Raw genomic sequence first — 19,572 nt, forward strand, 5'->3', positions numbered from 1 at the left:
CGCATGCACCTGCTGAGCACCCAGCCCGGACGCTTCGTCGAGGACGACAGCGTCGTCACGCGCCTCGACCAGACGCCGGGCGACATCGTGGTGCTCAGCTCGGCCGACACCACGCTCGCGCTGCTCGCCGCCGCGCGTACCGCGCTGGCGGCCACCGACCCCGGCTATCCGTCGCTCAGGCTGGCCAATCTCATGTACCTGCGCCAGCCGGCCTCGCTCGACCTCTACGTCGACGAGGTGCTGCAGCATGCGCGCGTGGTGGTGGTCGACCACCTGGGCGCCGAATCGGCCTGGGCCTACGGGCTGCAGCAGCTCGAGAAGCTGGCGAAGCGCAAGGGCCAGCGGCTCGCGATGTTCTCGGGCGACCTGCAGGAAGACGAAGACCTGCTCGCGCGCGGCACGCTGTCGCGCGCGGTGAGCCGCCAGCTCTGGCAGTACATGCGCAGCGGCGGGGCGGGCAATGCGATGCAGTTCCTGCGCGCGGTGGCCTTCCACGGCCTGGGCCATGGCGAGCCCCCGTTGCCGCCGCGCAGCCTGCCGCAGGTGGCGCTGCACGTGCCGGGCGGCGCGGCCGCTTCGCATACCGTGGCCGGCATCGATGACCTGCGAGCCGGCTGGCACGCGGGCGCGCCGGTGGTGGCGCTGGTGTTCTATCGCTCGCACCTGCTGTCGGGCAACACGGCGGCCTTCGATGCGCTTGCCGCGGCCTTGACAGCGCAGGGACTGAATCCGCTGCCCGTCGCGCTCGATTCGCTGAAGGATCCGCTGTGCCTTTCCACGCTGCGCGCGCTGTGTGCGGAGCACGACGTGCAGCTGGTGCTCAACACCACGGCCTTCGCGGCCCTGGGACAGGGCGGGCCGGGCGGGCAAAGCGACGAGGTCGAGCTGGCTGGCGACGCCCCCGTGCTGCAGGTGATCGTGAGCGGCGGCAACAGGGAAGACTGGCTGGCCGACAGCCAGGGCCTGCGCCCGCGCGACATCGCAATGCAGATCGCCCTGCCCGAGATGGACGGCCGCATCGTCACGCGCGCCGTGAGCTTCAAGGGCCTGTCGCACCGCTGCGAGCTCACGCAGACCGAGGTGGTCAACTACCAGCCCGAGCCCGACCGCGTCGCCTTCGTGGCCGAGCTGGCTCGACGCTGGTGCAGGCTGCGCAGCCTGCGTGCGGAAGGCAAGCGCATCGCGCTGATCCTCGCCAACTATCCGGGCAGCGAAGGCCGCATCGGCAGCGGCGTGGGGCTGGACACACCGGCCTCGGTGATGGCGATCCTGCACGCCATGGCAGCCGACGGCTATGCGCTGGGCGATCCCGGCGCGATGCCCGCCGATGGCGACGCGCTGATGCGCAGGCTGCAGGAAGGCATCGCCAACGACCCGTCGCAGTGGGCTTCGCGGCCCGCGTGGCAGAGCTTCGCGCTGGCGGACTACCGGGCATGCCTGTCACGCCTGCCGGACGGCATGGCCGCGGCCATCGACGCGCGATGGGGACCGCCCGAACAAGACCCGATGCTGCGCAACGGCCGTTTCATGATCGCCGGCCTGCGGCTGGGCCGTGTGTTCGTCGGCATCCAGCCCGCACGGGCGCTCGGCAGCCCGGGCGCCGCCGACTACGCGAGCTACCACGACGCCGAGCTGGTGCCGCCGCACAGCTACCTGGCCTTCTACTTCTGGCTGCGCGAGGCCTTCGCCATCGACGCGGTGGTGCACGTGGGCAAGCACGGCAACCTCGAATGGCTGCCCGGCAAGAGCATCGCGCTGTCGCAGGCCTGCTGGCCCGACGCGATCCTCGGGCCGATGCCCAACGTGTATCCCTTCATCGTCAACGACCCGGGCGAGGGCGCACAGGCCAAGCGGCGCACGCAGGCGGTCATCGTCGACCACCTCATGCCGCCGCTCACGCGCGCGGAGAACCACGGCCCGATGCAGGACCTGGAGCGTCAGGTCGACGAGTACTACGACGCGCTGCTGGTCGACGCGCGCCGTGCGAAGGTGCTGCGCGCGCAGATCCTCGCAGCCGTGCGCGCGCAGCATCTGGTCGAGGAACTGGGCTTGCCCGACGCGCAGGAGGAAGACGACGCCGTGCTCGCGCGCGTCGACGCCTACCTCTGCGAGCTGAAGGAAACGCAGATACGCGACGGGCTGCACGTGTTCGGCGCTTCGCCGAGCGGGAGGCTGCGGCGCGACACGCTGCTGGCGCTGGCGCGCTATCCGGCGGCCGACGGCGCGGGCGCCAACGCCGGGCTGCTCGGTGCGCTCTCGCAAGACCTGCTGCCCGACGACGCCTTCGATCCGCTCGACATCGACGCGGCCCGGCCTTGGCAGGGCGCGCGGCCCGCGCTGCTGCAGTCGGTGAGCAGCGAAGCATGGCGCCACCAGGGTGACACGCGCGAGCGGCTGGAGCTGCTCGCGCAGCAGCTGATGGAAGAGGGCGCATGTCCGCCGGAACTGCCGCGCACCGCCGCCGTGATGAGCCGCATCGACCGCAGCCTCGCGCCCGCGCTCGACGCCTGCGGTGCGCAGGAGCTGCGCCAGCTCTTGCGCGCCCTGCAGGGCCGCTTCGTGCCGCCGGGCCCGAGCGGCTCTCCCTCGCGCGGCCGGCCCGACGTGCTGCCCACCGGCCGCAACTTCTACGCGGTCGACACCCGCGCCATTCCCACGCCCACGGCCTGGATGCTGGGCCTGAAGTCGGCCGCGCAGCTGGTCGAGCGGCACATGCAGGAGCACGGCGACTACCCGGCGGCCCTGGGCCTGTCGGTCTGGGGCACGGCCACCATGCGCACCGGCGGAGACGATCTGGCGCAGGCCTTCGCGCTGATCGGCGTGCGGCCGAAGTGGGCGCCGGGCAGCCAGCGGGTGGTCGATTTCGAGGTGCTGCCCACGGTCGGGCTCGGGCGTCCACGCATCGACGTCACTCTGCGCATCTCGGGCTTCTTCCGCGACGCCTTCCCGAATGCCGTTCAGATGTTCGACGCGGCAGTGCAGGCCGTGGCGGCGCAGGAAGACGAGGACGAGGAGCGCAACCCGATCCGCGCGCGCATCCTTCGCGAGACCGCCGCGCTGCAGGCCCGGGGCATGGCGCCCGAGCTCGCACGCACGCAGGCCGGCTGGCGCGTGTTCGGCTCGGCGCCCGGCAGCTACGGCAGCGGCCTGCAGCCGCTCTTCGACCGCGGCGACTGGCAAAGCGACGACGACCTGTCGAAGGCCTACGTCGGCGGCAGCGCCCATGCCTACGGCCAGGGCAGCGACGGCGTGCCGGCGGCCGACGCGCTGAAGCGCCGGCTGCGCGCGATGACCGTCGTCATGCAGAACCAGGACAGCCGCGAGCACGACCTGCTCGACTCCAACGACTACTACCAGTTCCAGGGCGGCATGGCCGCCGCCGTGCGCCACCTGAGCGGCCGCCAGCCCGCCATGTACCACGGCGACCACGGCAACCCCCAGGCGCCGCGCGTTCGCACGCTGAAGGAAGAGATCGGCCGCGTCGTGCGCTCCCGCGTGGTCAACCCGAAGTGGATCGACGGCGTGAAGCGCCACGGCTACAAGGGCGCCTTCGAGATGGCCGCGACGGTCGACTACCTCTTCGGCTTCGACGCAACAGCGCGCGTGGTCGGCGACCACCAGTACGCGATGGTGGCCGACGCCTACGTGCTCGACGAGGCCACCCGCGACTTCGTGAACCAGCACAACCCGCGCGCGCTGCAGGACATGCTCGGCCGCCTGCTCGAAGCCATGCAGCGCGGCCTCTGGCAATCGCCCGGCGACTACCGCGCCCGGCTCGAGAACCTGCTGCTCGACCATGAGCAGCGGATGGAAGGAAGCCTCCGATGACGACCACTGCCGCCGCTGCCATGCCGGCGCCCTTTCCCTTTGCCGCCATAGCCGGGCAGCAGCACCTTCGGCAGGCCCTGCTGCTGGCCGCCGTCGATCCGGGCCTGGGCGGCGTGCTGATCGAAGGACCGCGCGGCACTGCCAAGACCACCGCGGCACGCGCGCTCGCCGAGCTGCTGCCCGACGCACCCTTCGTCACCCTGCCGCTGGGCGCGAGCCTGGAAAGCCTCGTCGGCACGCTCGACCTCGGCCGCGCGATGGCGGGCCATGAGCTTCGCTTCGCACCCGGCCTGCTGGCGCGCGCACACGGCGGCGTGCTCTACGTGGACGAGATCAACCTGCTGCCCGACGCGCTGATCGATTCGCTGCTCGACGCCGCCGCCAGCGGCGTCAACGTGGTCGAGCGCGACGGCATCTCGCATCGCCATGCAGCTCGCTTCGTGCTCGTGGGCACGATGAATCCGGAGGAGGGCACGCTGCGCCCCCAACTGCTCGACCGCTTCGGCCTGTGCGTTCAGCTGCACAACATCGACGACCCGTCCGAGCGGCAGGCCATCGTCCGCGCGCGGCTGGCCTTCGATGCCGATCCGCAGGGCTTTCGCGACCGGCATGCGCAGGCGCAGGCCGAGCTGTCTTCGTCGCTGGTCCGCGCACGTGCGCTCGTGGCCGACGCGTCGGCGCTGCCATACACCGACGCGGTGCACGAGGCGGTGAGCGCCATGTGCATCGCCGCCGCCGTCGACGGGCTGCGCGCCGACCTGGTCATGCTGCGTTCGGCCCGCGCCCTTGCGGCATGGGAAGGTGCTACGGCCATCACCGGCCAGCACGTGCAGCGCGTGGCCGAGTCCGTGCTGCTGCATCGGCGCAAGCCCGAGGCCGAAACTGCCGCTGCCCGGACTGCGCCGCCCGATGTCGGCAGCAAGGCCGCCGGCGACGCGGACGGGGAAAGCAGCGCAGGCAGCGCGGACGACGGCGACTGGGGCGCTATGCCGCCCGAACCGGTCGGCATCGACCGCGTGAAGCCGCTGCGCCCGTTGATCCCTTCGTTGCGGCAGCAACAACAACAGGCCGCACCAAAAAAAGCCTGAGCCTCCGGGACGCCGCACCGCCCGCTGGCGCATCGCGCCAGGGCGACCGGAGGCAGGGCCCGCAAAGGGACGCATGGCACGGTGCCGCCAGGCAGGGCGCGGCCTTCGACTGGCCGCGCACCTTCGCCGCGCGCGGCGCCGACCGTCTGCGCGCGGAGCATCTGCGCCATCGCCCGCGGGAAGCGCGCAGCGGCGTGCTGCATTGCTTCCTGCTCGACTGCTCGGCCTCGATGCGCGACGACGGCAACCTGGCCCGCGCCAAGGGACTGCTGCTGGCGCTGATGCAGGAAGCCTACCAGCGCCGGGACCACGTTGCGCTGCTGTGCTTCGCGGGCGAGATCGTCGAGCTGCGCCTGCCGCCACGGCGCGCGAGTGCCTGGAACGACGACTGGATCGCGCCGATCGCGGCCGGCGGCGGCACGCCCCTCGCGCTGGGCGTGCGGCGCGCCGACCAGCTGCTCGCGAAGAGCGGCGGCACGCGCCGGCGCTGGCTGTGGCTGCTCACGGATGGCCGCAGCAGCGAAAGCCCGCAGCGGCCGGAGTCGGCCGACGAGGTGTGCGTGGTCGATTTCGAGGCGGCGCGCCTGCCGCTGCACCGCGCGAGGCGGCTGGCCGACAGCTGGGATGCGCGCTACGTCCCGGCGGACAGCGCCTGAGCGGGTTGCGCGGCCTGCTCGTCGGCTTCGTCTTCAGGCGGGGCCAGCATGGTGCCCCGGCAGCTCGGCGCCCCGCAATGGCAGGGGTACTTCGACGCTGGCGAGCCGTCGTCGGCGGTCAGTGAATAGTCGATGAACAGCTCGTCGCCCGCATCCACCGCCACCAGCGTCTGGAACTTCAGCACCAGCTCGCCGCCTTCGTCGTACTCCTCGACCGCCTCGCAGTTGGGTTCGCACGAATGGTTCAGGTGGCGGGTGGCGTTGCCGCCCTTGGCGCCGTCGATCGTCATGTCGTTCGACAGCGTGAAGAGGTAGGTGAGCTGGTCGTCCCAGACCTTGGTGGCGATCTCGGCCTTCGTATAGCGGCGGCCCTCGTAGAGGCCGAGAAATGATTCGGCCGGCAGGTCGCGCGTGGCGAAGGCGCCGAGGCCGTGCACGCCGCTGGGGCCTACGCGGACGAAGGGCGTGGACGAGGTTCGCTTGTGGTGCTTCATGAGGGAGAAGAGTGGCTGCCGTGGGGCGTGTTGCTGTTGGCGTTGTCGGGCCGGTGGAGTGTCAACGCCATTCCGATCCGGCGGATGACAGGCGGGTACCGCGTCATCGATCTGCTTGTCTGTGTCTGTGTCTGTTCAGGGCTTCGCGTCGCCGAGGGACGCCAGGCAGCTCACGATCGCGTCGGCTGCTTCGTCGAGGCGGGGGCCGGGCCGCATCATGAGGTCGAAGCGCGCAGAGGCGAAGCTGCACACCCGCCCGCGCTGGATCGCCGACATGGCGGACCAGCCCGGCCGCGCGGCCATGGCCGAGACCTCGCCGAGGGCCGACACCATCAGCACGTCGGGATTGGCGCGCACCACGAACTCGGGGCTCATCTTGGGGAAGGGGCCGAGCGTGCCGGGTACCGCGTTGCCGAGCCCGAGGCGGGCCAGCGTCTCACCGATGAAGGAGCTCTCGCTGGCCGCGGCCATGCCCCCATGCACCTCGAAGTACACGCGCCTGCCCTGCCAGCCGGCCGGCACGCGGGCACGGGCCGCGTCCAGCCCGGCGTCGAGCTTGCGCCAGTAGGCCTCGCCCGCGCCGGGGCGGCCGGTGGCACGGGCCACGGTCTCCATCACGCGGCGCATGTCGGCATGGGTCTTGGCGTCGAGCGCGAGCACCTTCAGGCCCAGGCGCTCCAGCGGCTCGGCGGCGCGGCTGCGCGGACGCAGCAGCACCAGGTCGGGCTTGAGCGCGACGATGCGCTCCACGTTCGCGTCGTCGATGCCCCCCACCTGCGGCAGCCCCTTCACCGAGGCCGGCCAGTTGGCGTGGCGGTCGATGCCCACCAGCCGGTCGCAGGCGTCGAGCGCGCAGACGGTCTCGGTCAGCGAAGGCATCAGCGACACGATGCGCCTGGCCGGCGCCTGCAGATCGACCGTGGTGCCCCGGTCGTCCTCCAGCCGGATGGCCGTGCCGGCGGCATGCGCGGCCGGGCCGAAGCTCAGCGCGACGAAGGCCGCGGCCTTGGCGACCCGGCGGACGGTGGAAGACAGGAGTTGGCGCGGGGCGGGGTTCGGCAGGACGGAGGAGGTCATCGATCTGGCAGGCGGCGGGCGGGCGTTGGTCTGCCTATTGTCGCGGCGTGCGCAGGCGCAGCCGCCGCGCGGCCTCTTCCTCGCGCGCGTCGTCCACCTCGCGCATCACGTGGCGCAGGTCGACCGGGCCGGTTTCCTGAACGAAGCTGCCGGTGAGTTCGGTCTCGGGGCGCAGCTGGCCGCGCTCGTAGAGGTGCCAGATCTCCTCGCCGTAGTGCGTGTCCAGCAGCACGGGCGCGAACTGGCCGAAGAAATTGCGCAGGTTCTCGACGTCGCGCAACAGCATGCGCCGGGCGTGGTTGTTGCCCGCGGCATCGACCGCCTGCGGCAGGTCGATGACGACCGGGCCGTCCTCGGCCAGCAGCACGTTGAACTCCGAGAGGTCGCCGTGCACGATGCCCGCGCACAGCATGCGCATCACCTCGCGCAGCAGGCTGGCGTGGTGGCGCATGGCGTCTTCCGGCGAGAACATCACATCGTTCAGGCGGGGCGCGGCGTCGCCATTGGCGTCGGTCACCAGGTCCATCAGCAGCACGCCCTCCAGGAAGTTGTGCGGCGTCGGCACGCGCACGCCGGCGGCGGCAAGCCGGTAGAGCGCATCGACCTCGGCGCTTTGCCAGATGGCCTCGGTCACCTTGCGGCCGAAGCGCGTGCCCTTGGCCATGGCGCGCGCCTCGCGGCTGTTCTTGACGCGGCGGTTCTCGGTGTAGTCGACGGCCTGCCGGAAGCTGCGCTTGTCGGCCTCCTTGTAGACCTTGGCGCAGCGCGTCTCGTCGCCGCAGCGCACGACGTAGACCATGGCTTCCTTGCCGCTCATGAGCTGGCGCACCACGGTGTCGATCAGGCCTTCGTCGATCAGGGCCTGCAGTCTTTGCGGTGCCTTCATGCGCGAGACTCCCGGGAGATCATGGAACGGGTGGCGAGGTAGGCCCGCAGGCTGTCTGTGCCGAACTGATAGAGGCCTTCCTGCCGGTGCACGACAAAGCCCAGCTGACGGTTGATGGCGAGCATCGGCGCGTTGACCTCCGCGTTGCTGGTGGAGATCAGCGTCAGCTCCGGGTGGCGCGAGTGCACCAGCCGCAGCATCGCGGCCTTGACGCCCTTGGCCAGGCCCTTGCCGCGCCAGTGGCGGGCCACGGCCGTGAGCCGCTGGAACATGCGGTCGGGGAACAGCTGGTTCCAGCTGGCGTCGCACACCGCGACGACCTCGTCGCCATCGAGCAGCAGCACGAGATAGTGTTCGCCGCCGCGGCGGTCGATCTCGGCGTACCACGCGAGGTACTCCGCCATTTCATAGCGCATGGGCGCTCGCTCCAGTGCGCTGGTGGGCGCGTCGTTCAGCAATGTCGACAGCGCGGGCAGCAGTTCCGCGAGCCGCTCGACGGGCACGCGCCCGACATGGATCTCGGCGCGCAGACCGTGGGCGGGCGCGAAGCCCTCGGCCTCCCAGCGGGAGAGAGCCTGCCAGTCGAGGCCGGCGAAGGTTGCGCGGTTCTCGATGCTGCGGTGCCTCTCCTGCGCTCCGATGGCGCGCAGGAAAGCGTGGCCCTCGGGCAGGTGCGCCTTGACCGTCGCCGTGGTCTTGCCCTGTGTTGCCATGAACGCGAGCAGCGCGCCGAGCAGCGTGCTGGCCACGCCGCGGCGCTGATGCGAGCGCAGCACGCCGCCCCAGACATCGACGAAGGGCGCGAAGGATTCATAGTCGGGCGTTCCCGCGCGGCGGATGCCCATGTTGAGGCTTCCGACGGGCCTGCCGTGCTCGTCGAGGGCCAGCACCCGGTGGATGACGTACAGCGGCGCGCTTTGCAGCACGCCGTGCCGGGTCTCGGCGTCGCTCGCCAACGGTTCGTCGGGAAAGTCCTCGGCGCTGCGCTGGCGCCAGTAGGCGAGGGCATCACGCCACTCAGCCTCGGAAGCGCGTTGGGGATCGAAGAATACGGTTGTTGCAACGGGCCGCGAATACGCGGCGTTGGCTTCGGACATGGTGTGCCTTGATTCGAAAGGGAACGGGGCGCCGCCGGCACATGCGTGCCGGCGGCGGCGTTTGAATCGGGGCTGTTTGTCGCGGCGGCGAGAAGGCCGCGGGTGCCGAACCGGGCGTGCCCGTCAGGGGCACGTGCTGCGCGGGAGGTGCGTCAGCAATCGATCAGCGGGTGGGGTGCACGACAAACCGCACGATGGTGGGGGCGTGAATTACGGCGTCTTCCATCTCGTGCCTCCTTTTCGCGGGTGGTTGTCGAAGCGGCCACTGTAGCGGGCCGGTCGCCTGCTGTGAAGTGCCGCGTGATTCTGCGTGGTGCAACGTGGTGCGGGCGGCACACGAGAGCCGGCGGGTCCGTTCGGCCCGCCGGCCCTGAGCATGCCCTCAGTTCTTCATGCTGTGGACCAGGGAGGCCAGCGCCGACGAGATGAAGACCGCCACGATGAAGCGCAGCCAGCCCGACTTGCGCTGCACGATGTTGCTGATGGTGACGGCGCCCGTCATCAGCCAGATCAGCGGACTGGCGCTTGTGGTGAAGACGCTGAAGACGTAGACGGCCTGCATCAGCACGCTGATGCCCCAGCGGAGCCGGAAGGCGGAGGCGGGCGCCGGCGCTGGCGTTGGCGGCTGCGCGGGGGCCTGCCCCGACGGCCGCGGTGCCGCTGTGGCAGGGCGCACCGCTGCAGGCGCGGACACGGCTGGCTGGGGCCGCGCCGCCTCGCGTTGCGCCTTCTTTTCCTCTGCCAGTTGCTCGGCGGTCTTCTCCAGCACCGGCGCGGGTGCCTCGGCCGGCTGCCACCAGGCTGGCCATGGCGCCTTGCCCGCTGCGGACTGCTTGCGGAACTCGCCCGCGCCGAGCTTGCGCTGCGATGCCGCAGTCGCTGGCTTGGCGCCGCCTTCGTGCTTCGCCGCCAGTGCGCGCACGCGCTGCACGTAGGGCTCGGCGCGCGCCGCGTCGGCCATCGCGATGAAGTTGGCATAGCCGCGCAGCGCGCCGATCACGTCGCTGTTGCCGTTCCACTGCAGGCCCTGCGGGCCGTGGCGCTCGGCCTGGTGCAGCACCGTGCGGAAGCGCCGCAGCGTGTCGCGGTCGACCGAGAGCTTGTCGTTGACCACGATGCCCGTCACGTGCTGCTGGCGGTGCCTGCGCATCACCTGCTGCTTGTCGGGGTGCAGCGTGAGGCCCTCGCTCGCCACGATCTGCTTCACGCGCCACAGCAGCTTGGCCGTGTCGCGGCTGTGCTCGGGGCCGGCGGAGAAGGTCAGGTCGTCGGCATAGCGCGTGTAGCGGAAACCCAGCTTCGCCGCGCTCGCGGCCAGCCGTGCGTCGAGCCGTCGGCACAGCAGGTTGGTGATCATCGGGCTGGTGGGCGCACCCTGGGGCAGCACGCGCTCGCCACGCGCGACGAAGTAGCGGCTGCCGTCGAGCTGCACCTCGTCGGTCGGCGCCTCGGTGCACAGCAGCGCCAGCAGGCTCGCGACCTGCGACGAATAGCCCAGCTGGCGGAACACGCCGCGCACGCGCCGCATGCCGATGGAGGGAAAGAAGTCCTTCAGGTCGAGGTTGACGACCACGTCGCGGCCCACGTGCGGCGCCGCGTTGGTGAGGATCGAGCGGCCCGGCATGAAGCCGTGCGCCGCCTCGTGCACCGGCATCTTCGCGAGGATGTTGTCCAGCACCCAGTACTGCGCGCGCTTCAGTCGCGGCATGGGCGCGGAGATGTGGCGCTCGCCGCCGCTCTTCTTGGGCATGGTGAAGCGCTGGTAGTGGCTCACGCTCGACACCTCTCGGTGCCATGCCAGGAAGCGCAGCTCACCCAGGCCGACGCCCATGGCCTGCGCCAGGTCGCCCGCATGGTCCAGCGCGGGCAGGGCGTTGCGCGCCAGCGCCTGGCTGTCGCTGTGCGCGTCGTTCAGGCCACCGGAGACGCCGTCGCCCACGTACAGCAGCTCGCGCTTGCGCCGCTCGTGCCAGGCCAGGGCGCGCGCATGGCGGCCCTGGACGAGGCGCTGGCGGGTTTCCTCGCGGCGCTCGCGGGCGCGGGCCATGCGCTCCTTGCGCATGATCTTCAGGGCCCGGTCGCGGTCCTCGATGCCGCGCAGTTCGCTGCCGAGCTTCGAGAGCGCGGTCTGCAGCTCGCCCTCGCGGCGGATCAGCTGCTCCTCGACCGTCGGCTGCGCCGCGTCGCGCGGCCAGAAGCCCAGGCGCTGCATTTCCTCGAGGACGACTTCCTGCTTGGAACTCTTGCGGATGCGCTCGTACAGCTGCTCGCGGGTGAGCGCCGAGTCGGGCACGGAAGATGAAGAAGAGGCGGGAGACTGCATGGTCATGGCGCTGCGCCACCGGCCGATGCACTGCTTGGAGAAGGGAAAGATTGCGAACGAAGCGGGAATCTCGTCGAAGAGCCTCGGGACTGGAGGGCTCCACTCGACGCCGTATGGCCATGGTGACGCCGATGAGCTTCGAGGAAGCCGCACTGTTGTCGCGTCACCATGGCCATACGGCACAGTGAAGAGACGTCCAGTGACGCTTGGGAAGTGCTGTGTGCGAGGGCGGCGATACGCCGACCGGATTGCAAGAGCCTTCCCGCTCCGTTCGCAAAAAGCAGTGTATCAGCCGATGTGGGCGGTGCTCCTTTCCGGGTCTGTCGTTGTTGTTGTCGTCGTCGTGTTCGCCGCGATGGACGGCGTGGCCGAGAGGCGCAGCGCGAGCATGTGCTCGCACGGCCCCCGGGTCATGCGATGGCGCACGAAGTGGCTGCATTGGCATTCGCCCGAGGCCACGCGCTGGTCGGCGTCGAGCTGCAGGCTCGTGAAGTACTCGCGCTGGCCGTTCGAACCCTTGGCCTTGCCGCTGATCGAGACGCCGCCGTCGGCGCGCGCCTGCGTCTTCACATTGACGATGCGACGCGCGCGCACCAGTTCGGCTGCGGCTTCTTCCTCGGGGCTGGCATAGCGCAGCTTGTCCATGGGCAGCGGTTCGCGGCTGAGCTCGCGCAGCCGCCACACGCCGTGCGCGATGTCGTAAACCACGCGGCCTGCCTGCACGTAGCCGCCGAGCGCCGCATCGACGGTGAGCGTCGACAGCCCTGTGGCCGCAGCCAGCTCGGCGGTGGTGGCGCGCCAGCGCTCGCCGAGCGCCGAGAACACGCGCAGCAGGCTGTCCTGGTCGACCGTCTGGCGCGGCTGCAGCAGCTCGAAGTGGCCGTTGCGCGACCAGTCGTTGGCGGTCCAGCCCGAAAGACCGAGGGTGAATTCCATGTCGGGCATCTGTGCGACCCAGAAGCTCGGCATGCCGGTACCCAGCAGGTGCACGGTGAAGCCCTGCGCCACCGGCACCAGCCGTTCGAGCTGCAGCAGACGGCGCCGGCCCCACACGCGGATGTCGATGTCGGCGGCGGCGGTGTGGGTCGAGCGCGGGCACACCAGCTCGTGGCCCCAGGGCTCGAACACGATGCGCACCGGCTGCCCCGGCCGCAGCACGAAGCGCAGCGAGCGCGGCCCCACGCGCTCCTTGCGCCGGCGCAGCACCAGGCAGATGTTGTGGATGTCCATCGGATGCAGCTGCAGCCGGTGCGCGGGCAGCAGCATCGCGCTGCTGACCTGCAGGAAGCCGCGCACCCAGCTGTCGGGCACGTCGATCTTGGGTTCGTGGAAGGCCGGGTCGTTGTCGCTCCGGACCTGGAAGCCGCCCGGGTCGATGGCCAGCCGCGTCTTCTTGTAGTCACGGATCTTCTGGAACTCGTCGTACAGCGACTCGGAGTAGTCGACGTTGGTGGTGCCGCAGGCATGGTCGCTCACCCGGTCGAAGACGTCGTGGCTGCACGAGAACATGCCGTAGCTCGACTCGTCCTGGCTGAAGCACTCGAAGAACACGCGGTCGGGGTGCACCGTGATGACGGGGTCGAGCACGAACCACGCCTCGCGGTTGACCTTGTAGATGTGGTCGAAGTAGCGCTTCTGCGCACTCATGAAGGGCTGCAGCACCGCCTGCTTGCGCTTGCGCAGATCGGCCAGTTCCTTGGAGAGGGGCTCCATCTGCGCCTTCAGCTCGTCGCTGCGCGCCATGAACTGCGCGAGCAGCTCGCTTTCCTGCCCGGCCAGCCATTCGAGGTACGCGCTCTTGTCGCGCGGCTTGAAGCGCAGGTCGCCCACCACCACGTCGTGCAGCGCCGACATGCCTTCGCGGAACGGCAGGTGGCGGTTGATGTCGGCGACGAAGTGCACCGGCGCGCGCAGCGTGTCGGGCGCGAATTGCAGCGCGGTGCTGTCGGCCGTGTGCTGCACGCCGGAATGGCCGAAATATCGGTACTGGAATCTCATGCGGCGGGCCCTCCGGTCCGGGCTGCGGAAGAAGGCGGCAGCGGCGCGCGGCGCGGCGCGATGCTGCGCACCGTCATAGTCTGCAGGGGGTTGTCCAGCAGGGGGAAGGCTTCCTGGATGCTGCGCAGCCCCGCCACGTATTGCGCGCGCTCGGTGATCGCGCCGGTGACGGCCTGCCGCGCGAACACGCGCGCGACGATGCGTGCGATGTCTTCCGAGTGCACCGCCTGTGCGGCCAGGAACTCCATCACGCGCGACTTGGCCAGCCGTCCCCGGTTGGCCTGCGAGAGCACGCTGAGGAAGTAGGGCTCAAGCCGGGCGAGCACGTCGGCGTTGCGGCTCGCGGCCGAGGCCAGCCAGTTGGTCACGAAGAGCTGCATGCCCGGCGAGGGATGCTGGCTCAGCTGCAGCATGTAGGTGGTGACGTCGGTCACGTCGAAATGCGTGGTGAGCAGCTCGCGGCCCAGGCGCTGGGCGCCCGCGTCCTTGTGGTCGCACAGGCGCACGAGCAGCGCGGGCGTCCAGAGGCTGGATTCGCCCTGGGAGCCGAACCACCGGCGCGCCCAGTCGCGCGCGTCGTCCCAGCGGCTGTCGAAGATGCGAAGCGCGTCGCCGAGCTCGGCGAGCGTGCGCTCCGGTCTGGCGGCCAGCTGCTCGGTGGCCCACTGGCGCGCGGCGGCGGTGTCGACCAGGCCGAGGCTTGCGGTCTGCAGCACGCTGAAGTCGAGCGGTTCCTGCTGCGGCAGCAGCCAGGCGCCAAGACGCTGCGCGCCCTTGCTGCGCGCTTCGAGCAGGCGAAGGGTGACGGCGGGCTCGCCGCGGCGCGTGTGCTCGGCCAGCGGGCCGCACAGCCACTGCAGCAGCGAATCGAATATGCCCTCCGCGGATTCGGCGCGGAACAGTTCGTCGCGCAGCAGCGGCATCAGCGCGGCGGCGAAGGCCGGGTGCGCGGGCAGCAGCTGCGCCAGGCGCGGCGCGACCGCGGCGCGCACCGCCGGCATCGGGCTGCTGCAGAAGGCGGCAAACAGTTCGGGCTGGGTGACCAGCGACTCGTCGGGCAGCGAGGTGAAGAGCCTCACGCCGGCGCCGCGCAGCCGCTCGTCGTCGGACTGCAGCAGCCGCGTGAGCACGCTCACCGGCAGGCCCTGCACCGAGGCCGGATGCAGCAGCAGCCACTCTGCGGCGGTGCGCACGACGTCGGGGCTCGCATGCTCGAAGAGCGCCAGCAGCCGCTCGAGCGGCGCCTTGGCCGCCGCCGTGCGCAGCAGGCCCTGCAGCGCCCACTGCAGGTTCTCGCAGATCGCGTCGAGCTGGGGCTGCGCGGCGTCGCAGGCCGACAGCCACGAAAGCAGCTCGGAAGCCAGCGCGTCGAGCGTCGAGAGGTTCGGCGCGGCGGCCTGCAGCAGCAGGCGCGAGGCGCGGCGCACTTCGGCATGAGGCGAGGTCAGCAGCGCCAGCAGCAGGTCGACCTGCTGGCTGTAGAGGCCCGGGTCCTGCCCGATGTATTCGAGCGCGAGCGTGCGTGCCTCGGCCAGCGGCGAGCCCAGCAGCGCCGGCAGCCAGGGCAGGGGAGCTTCGCCCGCTGCGATGCGCTGGCGCGCGATGCCCAGCGCGAAGCGGGCCGTGTCTTCCCAGGTGCTGCCCAGCAGGCCCCGGACGGTCTGCGCATCGAGCGCTTCGCAGAAGGGTTTGTTGTCCTGCAGCGCGCGTGCGGCGAAGGCATGTACCGCCGCGCACCGGCCCTGTTGCATCAGCTGCAGCAGCGCCTGCGGATGGCGGTCCCAGCGTTCGGGCCAGGCTTCGGTGCGGTTCAGGCGCTGCGCGGGCGGCGGCGTGCTGCGGCGCCATTGCAGGCCGCCGCGCTGCGCCTCCCATTCAGGGTCGTGGCGATGCAGCAGCTGCATCAGCACCAGCCAGCGGCTGTAGGGGCCGGTGTGCCAGCTGCGGGGCTCGGGCGTCCAGCGCGATTCGCGCTGCTGGCCGGCGGTGCCGGCCTCGGTGTCGTCGGCCGCCAGCAGCACGCCCATGGCGAGCCGCAGCCAGTCGGCTTCGTCGGCCGCCCCGGCGAGCGCGAGCCTGCGAAGGTTGCGCCAGGTGCGGCGGCGCAGGTAGTCGCGCGTGCGCTGGCTGTAGGCGAGGCGGCTGTCGGGCCGCGCGACTTCCTTGGCGATCTCCACGTAGCGGCCGTTGACCTGCGCCCAGCGCCCCCCGGTGCGGTAGGCCGCGCGCTGCGTTTCCAGGCGCTGGTGCAGCACGCCGAGCAGGGCATAGTCGCCCGCGAACTCCGCGCCCTTGTACAGGCGCCGCCATGCGCGGAAGCTGCCGGCCGCGAGCTGCAGCGTCGGCGCGATCTCCAGCAATGCGGCGTGCGCAAGCCCGTCGTCGCGGCGGCCTTCGAGCAGCGACAGGTCGAAGAGCTGCTCGACCCAGGCCGCGTACTTCAATCCGTTCCAGAGCGCAGGGTCGGCCAGATGCTGCCGCAGCATCGGCATGGCTACGGCGACCGGCGCTTCGCCCATCGCGGCCCAGGCACGGCGCAGCGGCGCGGGCCAGTCGTCGACGATGCGCGCCGCCTCGGCCGCGCGCTGCTCCTCGGGCCAGAGCGCGAGCGCGGCCCAGCGGGCGGCGCGCGTGACCACCGGCGTGCGCCCGCGCTGCGACAGCTCGCGCATCGCCTCGAAGGCGCCCACGTCGCCGCAGCGGCCGATGGCCCAGGCGATGCAGTAGTCGAGCATCGGCTCGCCGGTCTCGATGTGGTCGATGAGTTGCGGCACCGCGGCCGCGAGCCGGCGCTCGCCGATGCGCCACACCACGCGGCTGCGGCGCACCGGTGGCAGTAGGCGCCATGCGTCGGGGCGGATGGCCGCCAGCAGCACGGCGTCCCCGGGGTGGGCAATGGCGGAGGTGGGCGGGATTGCGGTGGCAACCGGAGCGGCGGAGCCTTCGATGACGTAGCCCTGGGCGATCTGCGACGCGACGGCATGCTCGAAGGCAATGCTGGCTGCCTCGAAGGGCAGCGGCGAGGGGGTGAAGACCGTTTCCCTCCACTGCAGTCCGTCGCGGCTGGTGCTCACGTGCACCACATGGCCGGCGTCTTCCGGCAGGACGAACAGTTCCACGGTGCTGAAGCCGGCGGCGCCTGCCACGCCGGGCTTCATGCGGATCAATTTCTCTGAGCGAATGCGCTTCACGCGGAGGCCTCCCTGCCTTCGGTTGGTGCTTGTGCTTCTTTCTGTGTCGCCGCGCATCTTAGCGGGGGTTTGCGGGCAGCGGCCGCCGCGGAATGCGCGGCGAGCCGGACCACTCAGTCCAGCGCCGAGCGCAGTCTCGCCGCGAGCCGTCCGGCCTCGGCGGCGGTGGCGATGTTGGTGAAGCCCATCAGCAGCCCCTGCGAGCCAGGCCGCGAGATGCCCCGTGCTGACAGCGGCTGGCAGTTGAGCCCCGCCAGTTGCGCGCGCTGGGCCAGCGTCGCATCGTCTTCGGTGCGCCCGTCGAAACGCGCGATCAGGTGCATGCCGCCGTTGCGCAGGTCGATGTGCACCGCGTCGCCGAAGGTCTTCTGCAGCGCTGCCACGAGCATCGCGCGGCGGCGCGCGTAGAGCAGGCGCATCTTCTTCAGGTGACGCGGGAAGTGGCCCTCGCGCATGAAGTCGGCCACCACCGCCTGCGTGCTCTGCGGGCCGCCGTTCGACCAGGCGCATGCCGCTTCCGCGAAGCGCGCGCACAGCGATTCGGGAACCACGAGATAGCCCAGCGCCAGCCCCGGGAAGAGCACCTTCGAGAAGCTGCCGGCGTACAGCACGCGGTCGTGGCTGTCCAGGCTCTTGAGCGCGGGCAGCGGCGCGCCGGCATAGCGGTATTCGCCGTCGTAGTCGTCCTCGACGATCCAGGCGCCGGCTTTCGAGGCCCAGTCGAGCAGCTGAAGCCGCCGCGCGAGCGTCATCGACACGCCCAGCGGCGCCTGGTGCGAGGGCGTGACCACGGCCATGCGCGCCCGGGGCGCCTTGCGCAGGCCGCGCTCGACGACGAGGCCTTCTTCGTCCACCGGCACCGGCACCGCGCGATGGCCGGCGGCGCGCAGCACCTCCTGCGTCGGCGGAAAACCGGGATCCTCCACCCAGACGCGATCGCCGCTCTTCAGCAGCGTGCGTGCGGCGAGCGCGAGCGATGCGCGGTAGCCGCCCGTCACCAGCACCTGCGAGGCATGGCACGGGACGCCGCGCGACACCCGCAGGTAGGCCGCGATCGCCTCGCGCAGCGGCGGGTAGCCGCAAGGGTCGCCATAGAACATCTCGGCACCGCTCATGGCCCGCGCGCGGCGGGCGGCCAGCCGCGACCAGAGCTTGCGCGGAAACGCATCGAGCGCCGGGATGCCCAGTTGCATGAGGGGCGGCTCGCCCGGCTGCTTGAGCGCGTCGGGCACCGGCCTGTCGTTGCGGCGCTGCGGTTCCCGCCTTGCCGGCCGATGCGGCGGCAACGAGGGCGATACCACCGTGCCCGCCTGTCCGCGAGAGGAGAAATAGCCTTCGCCGATCAGCTGCCCGTAGGCGGCCTCGATGGTGCCGCGTGCCACGCCGAGCTCGGCCGCCAGGCTGCGCGCCGAGGCGACCCGGTCGCCGGGGCGCAGCGCACCTTGCTCGATGGCGCTGCGATAGCGTTCGTAGACCTGGCGGAAGAGCGGCGTCTTCTTCGCCCGGTCGAGTCCGGGTGCGTCCTTCGGTGCTTGGGGCTGCGGCGTCATGGCCTGGTCATTCCTGCGATTCTTGGCTCTTTTGGATGGGGCATCGTAGACCTAAGCTCATTCCCGTGAACATGACAGCCTGGAAGGACGAATGCAATGAGCGAGAAGGTGTTTCTGGCAGGCGCCACCGGCGCGGTGGGCGTGGCGCTGGTTCCGATGCTGGTCGAGGCCGGCTTTGAGGTGCACGGCACCACGCGCCGCGCGGACCGTGCCGCCGCGCTGGAGGCGATGGGCGTGCACCCGGTCGTCGTCGACGTGTTCGATGCGGCGGCCCTGCACGACGCGCTGGTGCGCATCGCACCCTGGGGCGTGATCCACCAGCTCACCGACCTGCCCAGGGACCTCGATCCGGCGCGCATGGCGCAAGCCGCCGTGCTCAATGCGCGGGTGCGCACCGAGGGCACTCGCAACCTCGTGGCCGCGACGCAGGCGGCGGGCGCGAAGCGGCTGGTGGCGCAGAGCATCGCCTGGGCCTATGCGCCGGGGCCGAAGCCCTTCACCGAAGACCGGCCGCTCGACCTGCAGGCCGAAGGCGCGCGCCGCGTCAGCGTCGATGGCGTGGCCGCGCTGGAGCAGAGCGTGATGGACGCGCGGGGCATGACGGCCACCGTGCTGCGCTACGGGCAGCTCTACGGGCCGAACACGTCGACGCCGACGCCCAAGGGATCGAGTCCGTTGCATGTGAAGGACGCCGCGCGCGCCGCCTTGCTTGCACTGCAGCGCTCGCCTGGCGGCATCTTCAATATCGCCGAGGACGGCGTCGAAGTCAGCAGCGAGAAGGCGAAGCGGATGCTGGGCTGGCAGGCAGATGCGCAACGGGGAGCAACGCCTTGAACGCGGTGCCGCTTCCAATGCATCGCGCCATGGGCATCGGCTTTGCCGTGCTGGCGTTCGCGTCGATGGGTTGGGCCTTGCTGCCGCATGCGAGCAAGCAATCGACGGCGCAGCTCATCGACGACGTCTGCAGCACGTTGAGCCGCCCGATGTTCTCGTCGGCGCCTGCACCGGAAGGCTCCGCAGCCGCGGCGCGACCCCGCACCTCGGTGAAGGTGATCTCATGCGAAGCGCTGCCCCACGTGCCGGGCAAATCGGTGACAACCGCCATCGTCGACTTTCCGCCGATGGCCTATTCGCCGGCACACCGGCACCCGGGCTCGGTGACGGCGATCATCCTCGAAGGCACGGTGCGCTCGCAGCTGGCAGGCGGACCGCCGGGCGACTACAGGACGGGCGAGACCTTCTTCGAGCCGCCCGGCACGCTGCATCTGTTCGCGGAGAACCCCGATCCGGTGAAGCACGCCAGGCTGGTGTCGGTGTTCGTCACCGAAGAGAACTGCGGGCCGCTGGTGCTGCCGCCCTGATCGGCATGCTGCAGCGATACAGC

Annotated in this window: 13 protein-coding genes; 5 read left to right on the plus strand and 8 right to left on the minus strand. The window is 71.0% G+C overall.

Translation table 11 applies throughout. From position 1 onward, the window contains the following. Nucleotides 1-3 precede the first annotated feature (3 nt). The 3 genes from cobN to ACTJLF_RS06925 all read left to right on the plus strand — a co-directional run bounded on the left by cobN (nt 4) and on the right by ACTJLF_RS06925 (nt 5,572). Nucleotides 4-3,828: a cobaltochelatase subunit CobN gene (cobN, locus tag ACTJLF_RS06915; protein WP_354407944.1), complete on the plus strand. Its 3,825-nt coding sequence runs from the start codon at nt 4-6 to the stop codon at nt 3,826-3,828. Further along, nucleotides 3,825-4,916, plus strand: coding sequence for an ATP-binding protein (locus ACTJLF_RS06920; protein ID WP_354407947.1), 1,092 nt, complete (start codon nt 3,825-3,827; stop codon nt 4,914-4,916). Before cobN ends, ACTJLF_RS06920 begins: the two co-directional genes overlap by 4 nt. 194 nt (nt 4,917-5,110) lie before the next feature. Next, the gene (locus tag ACTJLF_RS06925; RefSeq protein WP_311733658.1) at nt 5,111-5,572 is read left to right on the plus strand and encodes a VWA domain-containing protein; all 462 of its coding nucleotides are present in this window, start codon (nt 5,111-5,113) and stop codon (nt 5,570-5,572) included. Here ACTJLF_RS06925 and ACTJLF_RS06930 read toward each other — a convergent pair. The 8 genes from ACTJLF_RS06930 to pdxR form a co-directional block, all read right to left on the minus strand. After that, complete coding sequence (locus ACTJLF_RS06930) at nt 5,548-6,066, minus strand: SET domain-containing protein (RefSeq protein WP_019653241.1); 519 nt, start codon at nt 6,064-6,066, stop codon at nt 5,548-5,550. The two genes, ACTJLF_RS06925 and ACTJLF_RS06930, sit on opposite strands and share 25 nt — an antisense overlap. Nucleotides 6,067-6,201: 135 nt before the next feature. Continuing rightward, complete coding sequence (locus ACTJLF_RS06935) at nt 6,202-7,143, minus strand: ABC transporter substrate-binding protein (protein ID WP_354407951.1); 942 nt, start codon at nt 7,141-7,143, stop codon at nt 6,202-6,204. Nucleotides 7,144-7,177: 34 nt separating this feature from the next. Then, on the minus strand, nt 7,178-8,029 hold the full coding sequence (locus ACTJLF_RS06940; protein WP_440882732.1) for a PA4780 family RIO1-like protein kinase: 852 nt from the start codon (nt 8,027-8,029) through the stop codon (nt 7,178-7,180). Then, nucleotides 8,026-9,126: a GNAT family N-acetyltransferase gene (locus ACTJLF_RS06945; RefSeq protein WP_440882733.1), complete on the minus strand. Its 1,101-nt coding sequence runs from the start codon at nt 9,124-9,126 to the stop codon at nt 8,026-8,028. Before ACTJLF_RS06945 ends, ACTJLF_RS06940 begins: the two co-directional genes overlap by 4 nt. A gap of 382 nt (nt 9,127-9,508) precedes the next feature. Continuing rightward, nucleotides 9,509-11,455, minus strand: a complete 1,947-nt coding sequence (locus ACTJLF_RS06950) for a reverse transcriptase domain-containing protein (protein WP_440882734.1) — start codon at nt 11,453-11,455, stop codon at nt 9,509-9,511. A gap of 282 nt (nt 11,456-11,737) precedes the next feature. Further along, nucleotides 11,738-13,447 carry an SWIM zinc finger family protein gene (locus ACTJLF_RS06955; RefSeq protein WP_440882735.1) on the minus strand — a complete coding sequence of 570 codons (1,710 nt, stop codon included), beginning with the start codon at nt 13,445-13,447 and terminating at the stop codon, nt 11,738-11,740. Beyond that, a complete protein-coding gene (locus tag ACTJLF_RS06960) occupies nt 13,444-16,638 on the minus strand; it encodes a hypothetical protein (protein ID WP_440882736.1) in 3,195 nt (1,064 codons plus the stop codon). Before ACTJLF_RS06960 ends, ACTJLF_RS06955 begins: the two co-directional genes overlap by 4 nt. 113 nt (nt 16,639-16,751) lie before the next feature. After that, nucleotides 16,752-18,188 carry a MocR-like pyridoxine biosynthesis transcription factor PdxR gene (gene pdxR / locus ACTJLF_RS06965; RefSeq protein ID WP_354407965.1) on the minus strand — a complete coding sequence of 479 codons (1,437 nt, stop codon included), beginning with the start codon at nt 18,186-18,188 and terminating at the stop codon, nt 16,752-16,754. A 96-nt stretch (nt 18,189-18,284) separates the two neighbouring features. Here pdxR and ACTJLF_RS06970 point away from each other — a divergent pair, with 96 nt between their 5' ends. Both ACTJLF_RS06970 and ACTJLF_RS06975 read left to right on the plus strand, forming a co-directional pair. Continuing rightward, the gene (locus ACTJLF_RS06970) at nt 18,285-19,022 is read left to right on the plus strand and encodes an NAD-dependent epimerase/dehydratase family protein (RefSeq protein ID WP_440882737.1); all 738 of its coding nucleotides are present in this window, start codon (nt 18,285-18,287) and stop codon (nt 19,020-19,022) included. Between the two features lie 29 nt (nt 19,023-19,051). Then, the gene (locus tag ACTJLF_RS06975) at nt 19,052-19,549 is read left to right on the plus strand and encodes a cupin domain-containing protein (RefSeq protein WP_244164279.1); all 498 of its coding nucleotides are present in this window, start codon (nt 19,052-19,054) and stop codon (nt 19,547-19,549) included. Nucleotides 19,550-19,572: the final 23 nt, after the last annotated feature.

The sequence above is a fragment of the Variovorax sp. 22077 genome (assembly GCF_052044195.1).
GTDB classification, from domain to species: Bacteria; Pseudomonadota; Gammaproteobacteria; order Burkholderiales; family Burkholderiaceae_C; genus Variovorax; species Variovorax atrisoli.

Excerpts from the sequence above, each read along its gene's own strand:
- cobN (WP_354407944.1), top strand. The coding sequence starts at position 4 with ATGCACCTGCTGAGCACCCAGCCCGGACGCTTCGTCGAGGACGACAGC.
- ACTJLF_RS06940 (WP_440882732.1), bottom strand. The coding sequence starts at position 8,029 with ATGAAGGCACCGCAAAGACTGCAGGCCCTGATCGACGAAGGCCTGATC.
- ACTJLF_RS06920 (WP_354407947.1), top strand. The coding sequence starts at position 3,825 with ATGACGACCACTGCCGCCGCTGCCATGCCGGCGCCCTTTCCCTTTGCC.
- ACTJLF_RS06955 (WP_440882735.1), bottom strand. The coding sequence starts at position 13,447 with ATGAGATTCCAGTACCGATATTTCGGCCATTCCGGCGTGCAGCACACG.
- ACTJLF_RS06930 (WP_019653241.1), bottom strand. The coding sequence starts at position 6,066 with ATGAAGCACCACAAGCGAACCTCGTCCACGCCCTTCGTCCGCGTAGGC.
- ACTJLF_RS06935 (WP_354407951.1), bottom strand. The coding sequence starts at position 7,143 with ATGACCTCCTCCGTCCTGCCGAACCCCGCCCCGCGCCAACTCCTGTCT.
- pdxR (WP_354407965.1), bottom strand. The coding sequence starts at position 18,188 with ATGACGCCGCAGCCCCAAGCACCGAAGGACGCACCCGGACTCGACCGG.
- ACTJLF_RS06975 (WP_244164279.1), top strand. The coding sequence starts at position 19,052 with ATGGGCATCGGCTTTGCCGTGCTGGCGTTCGCGTCGATGGGTTGGGCC.
- ACTJLF_RS06970 (WP_440882737.1), top strand. The coding sequence starts at position 18,285 with ATGAGCGAGAAGGTGTTTCTGGCAGGCGCCACCGGCGCGGTGGGCGTG.
- ACTJLF_RS06950 (WP_440882734.1), bottom strand. The coding sequence starts at position 11,455 with ATGACCATGCAGTCTCCCGCCTCTTCTTCATCTTCCGTGCCCGACTCG.
- ACTJLF_RS06945 (WP_440882733.1), bottom strand. The coding sequence starts at position 9,126 with ATGTCCGAAGCCAACGCCGCGTATTCGCGGCCCGTTGCAACAACCGTA.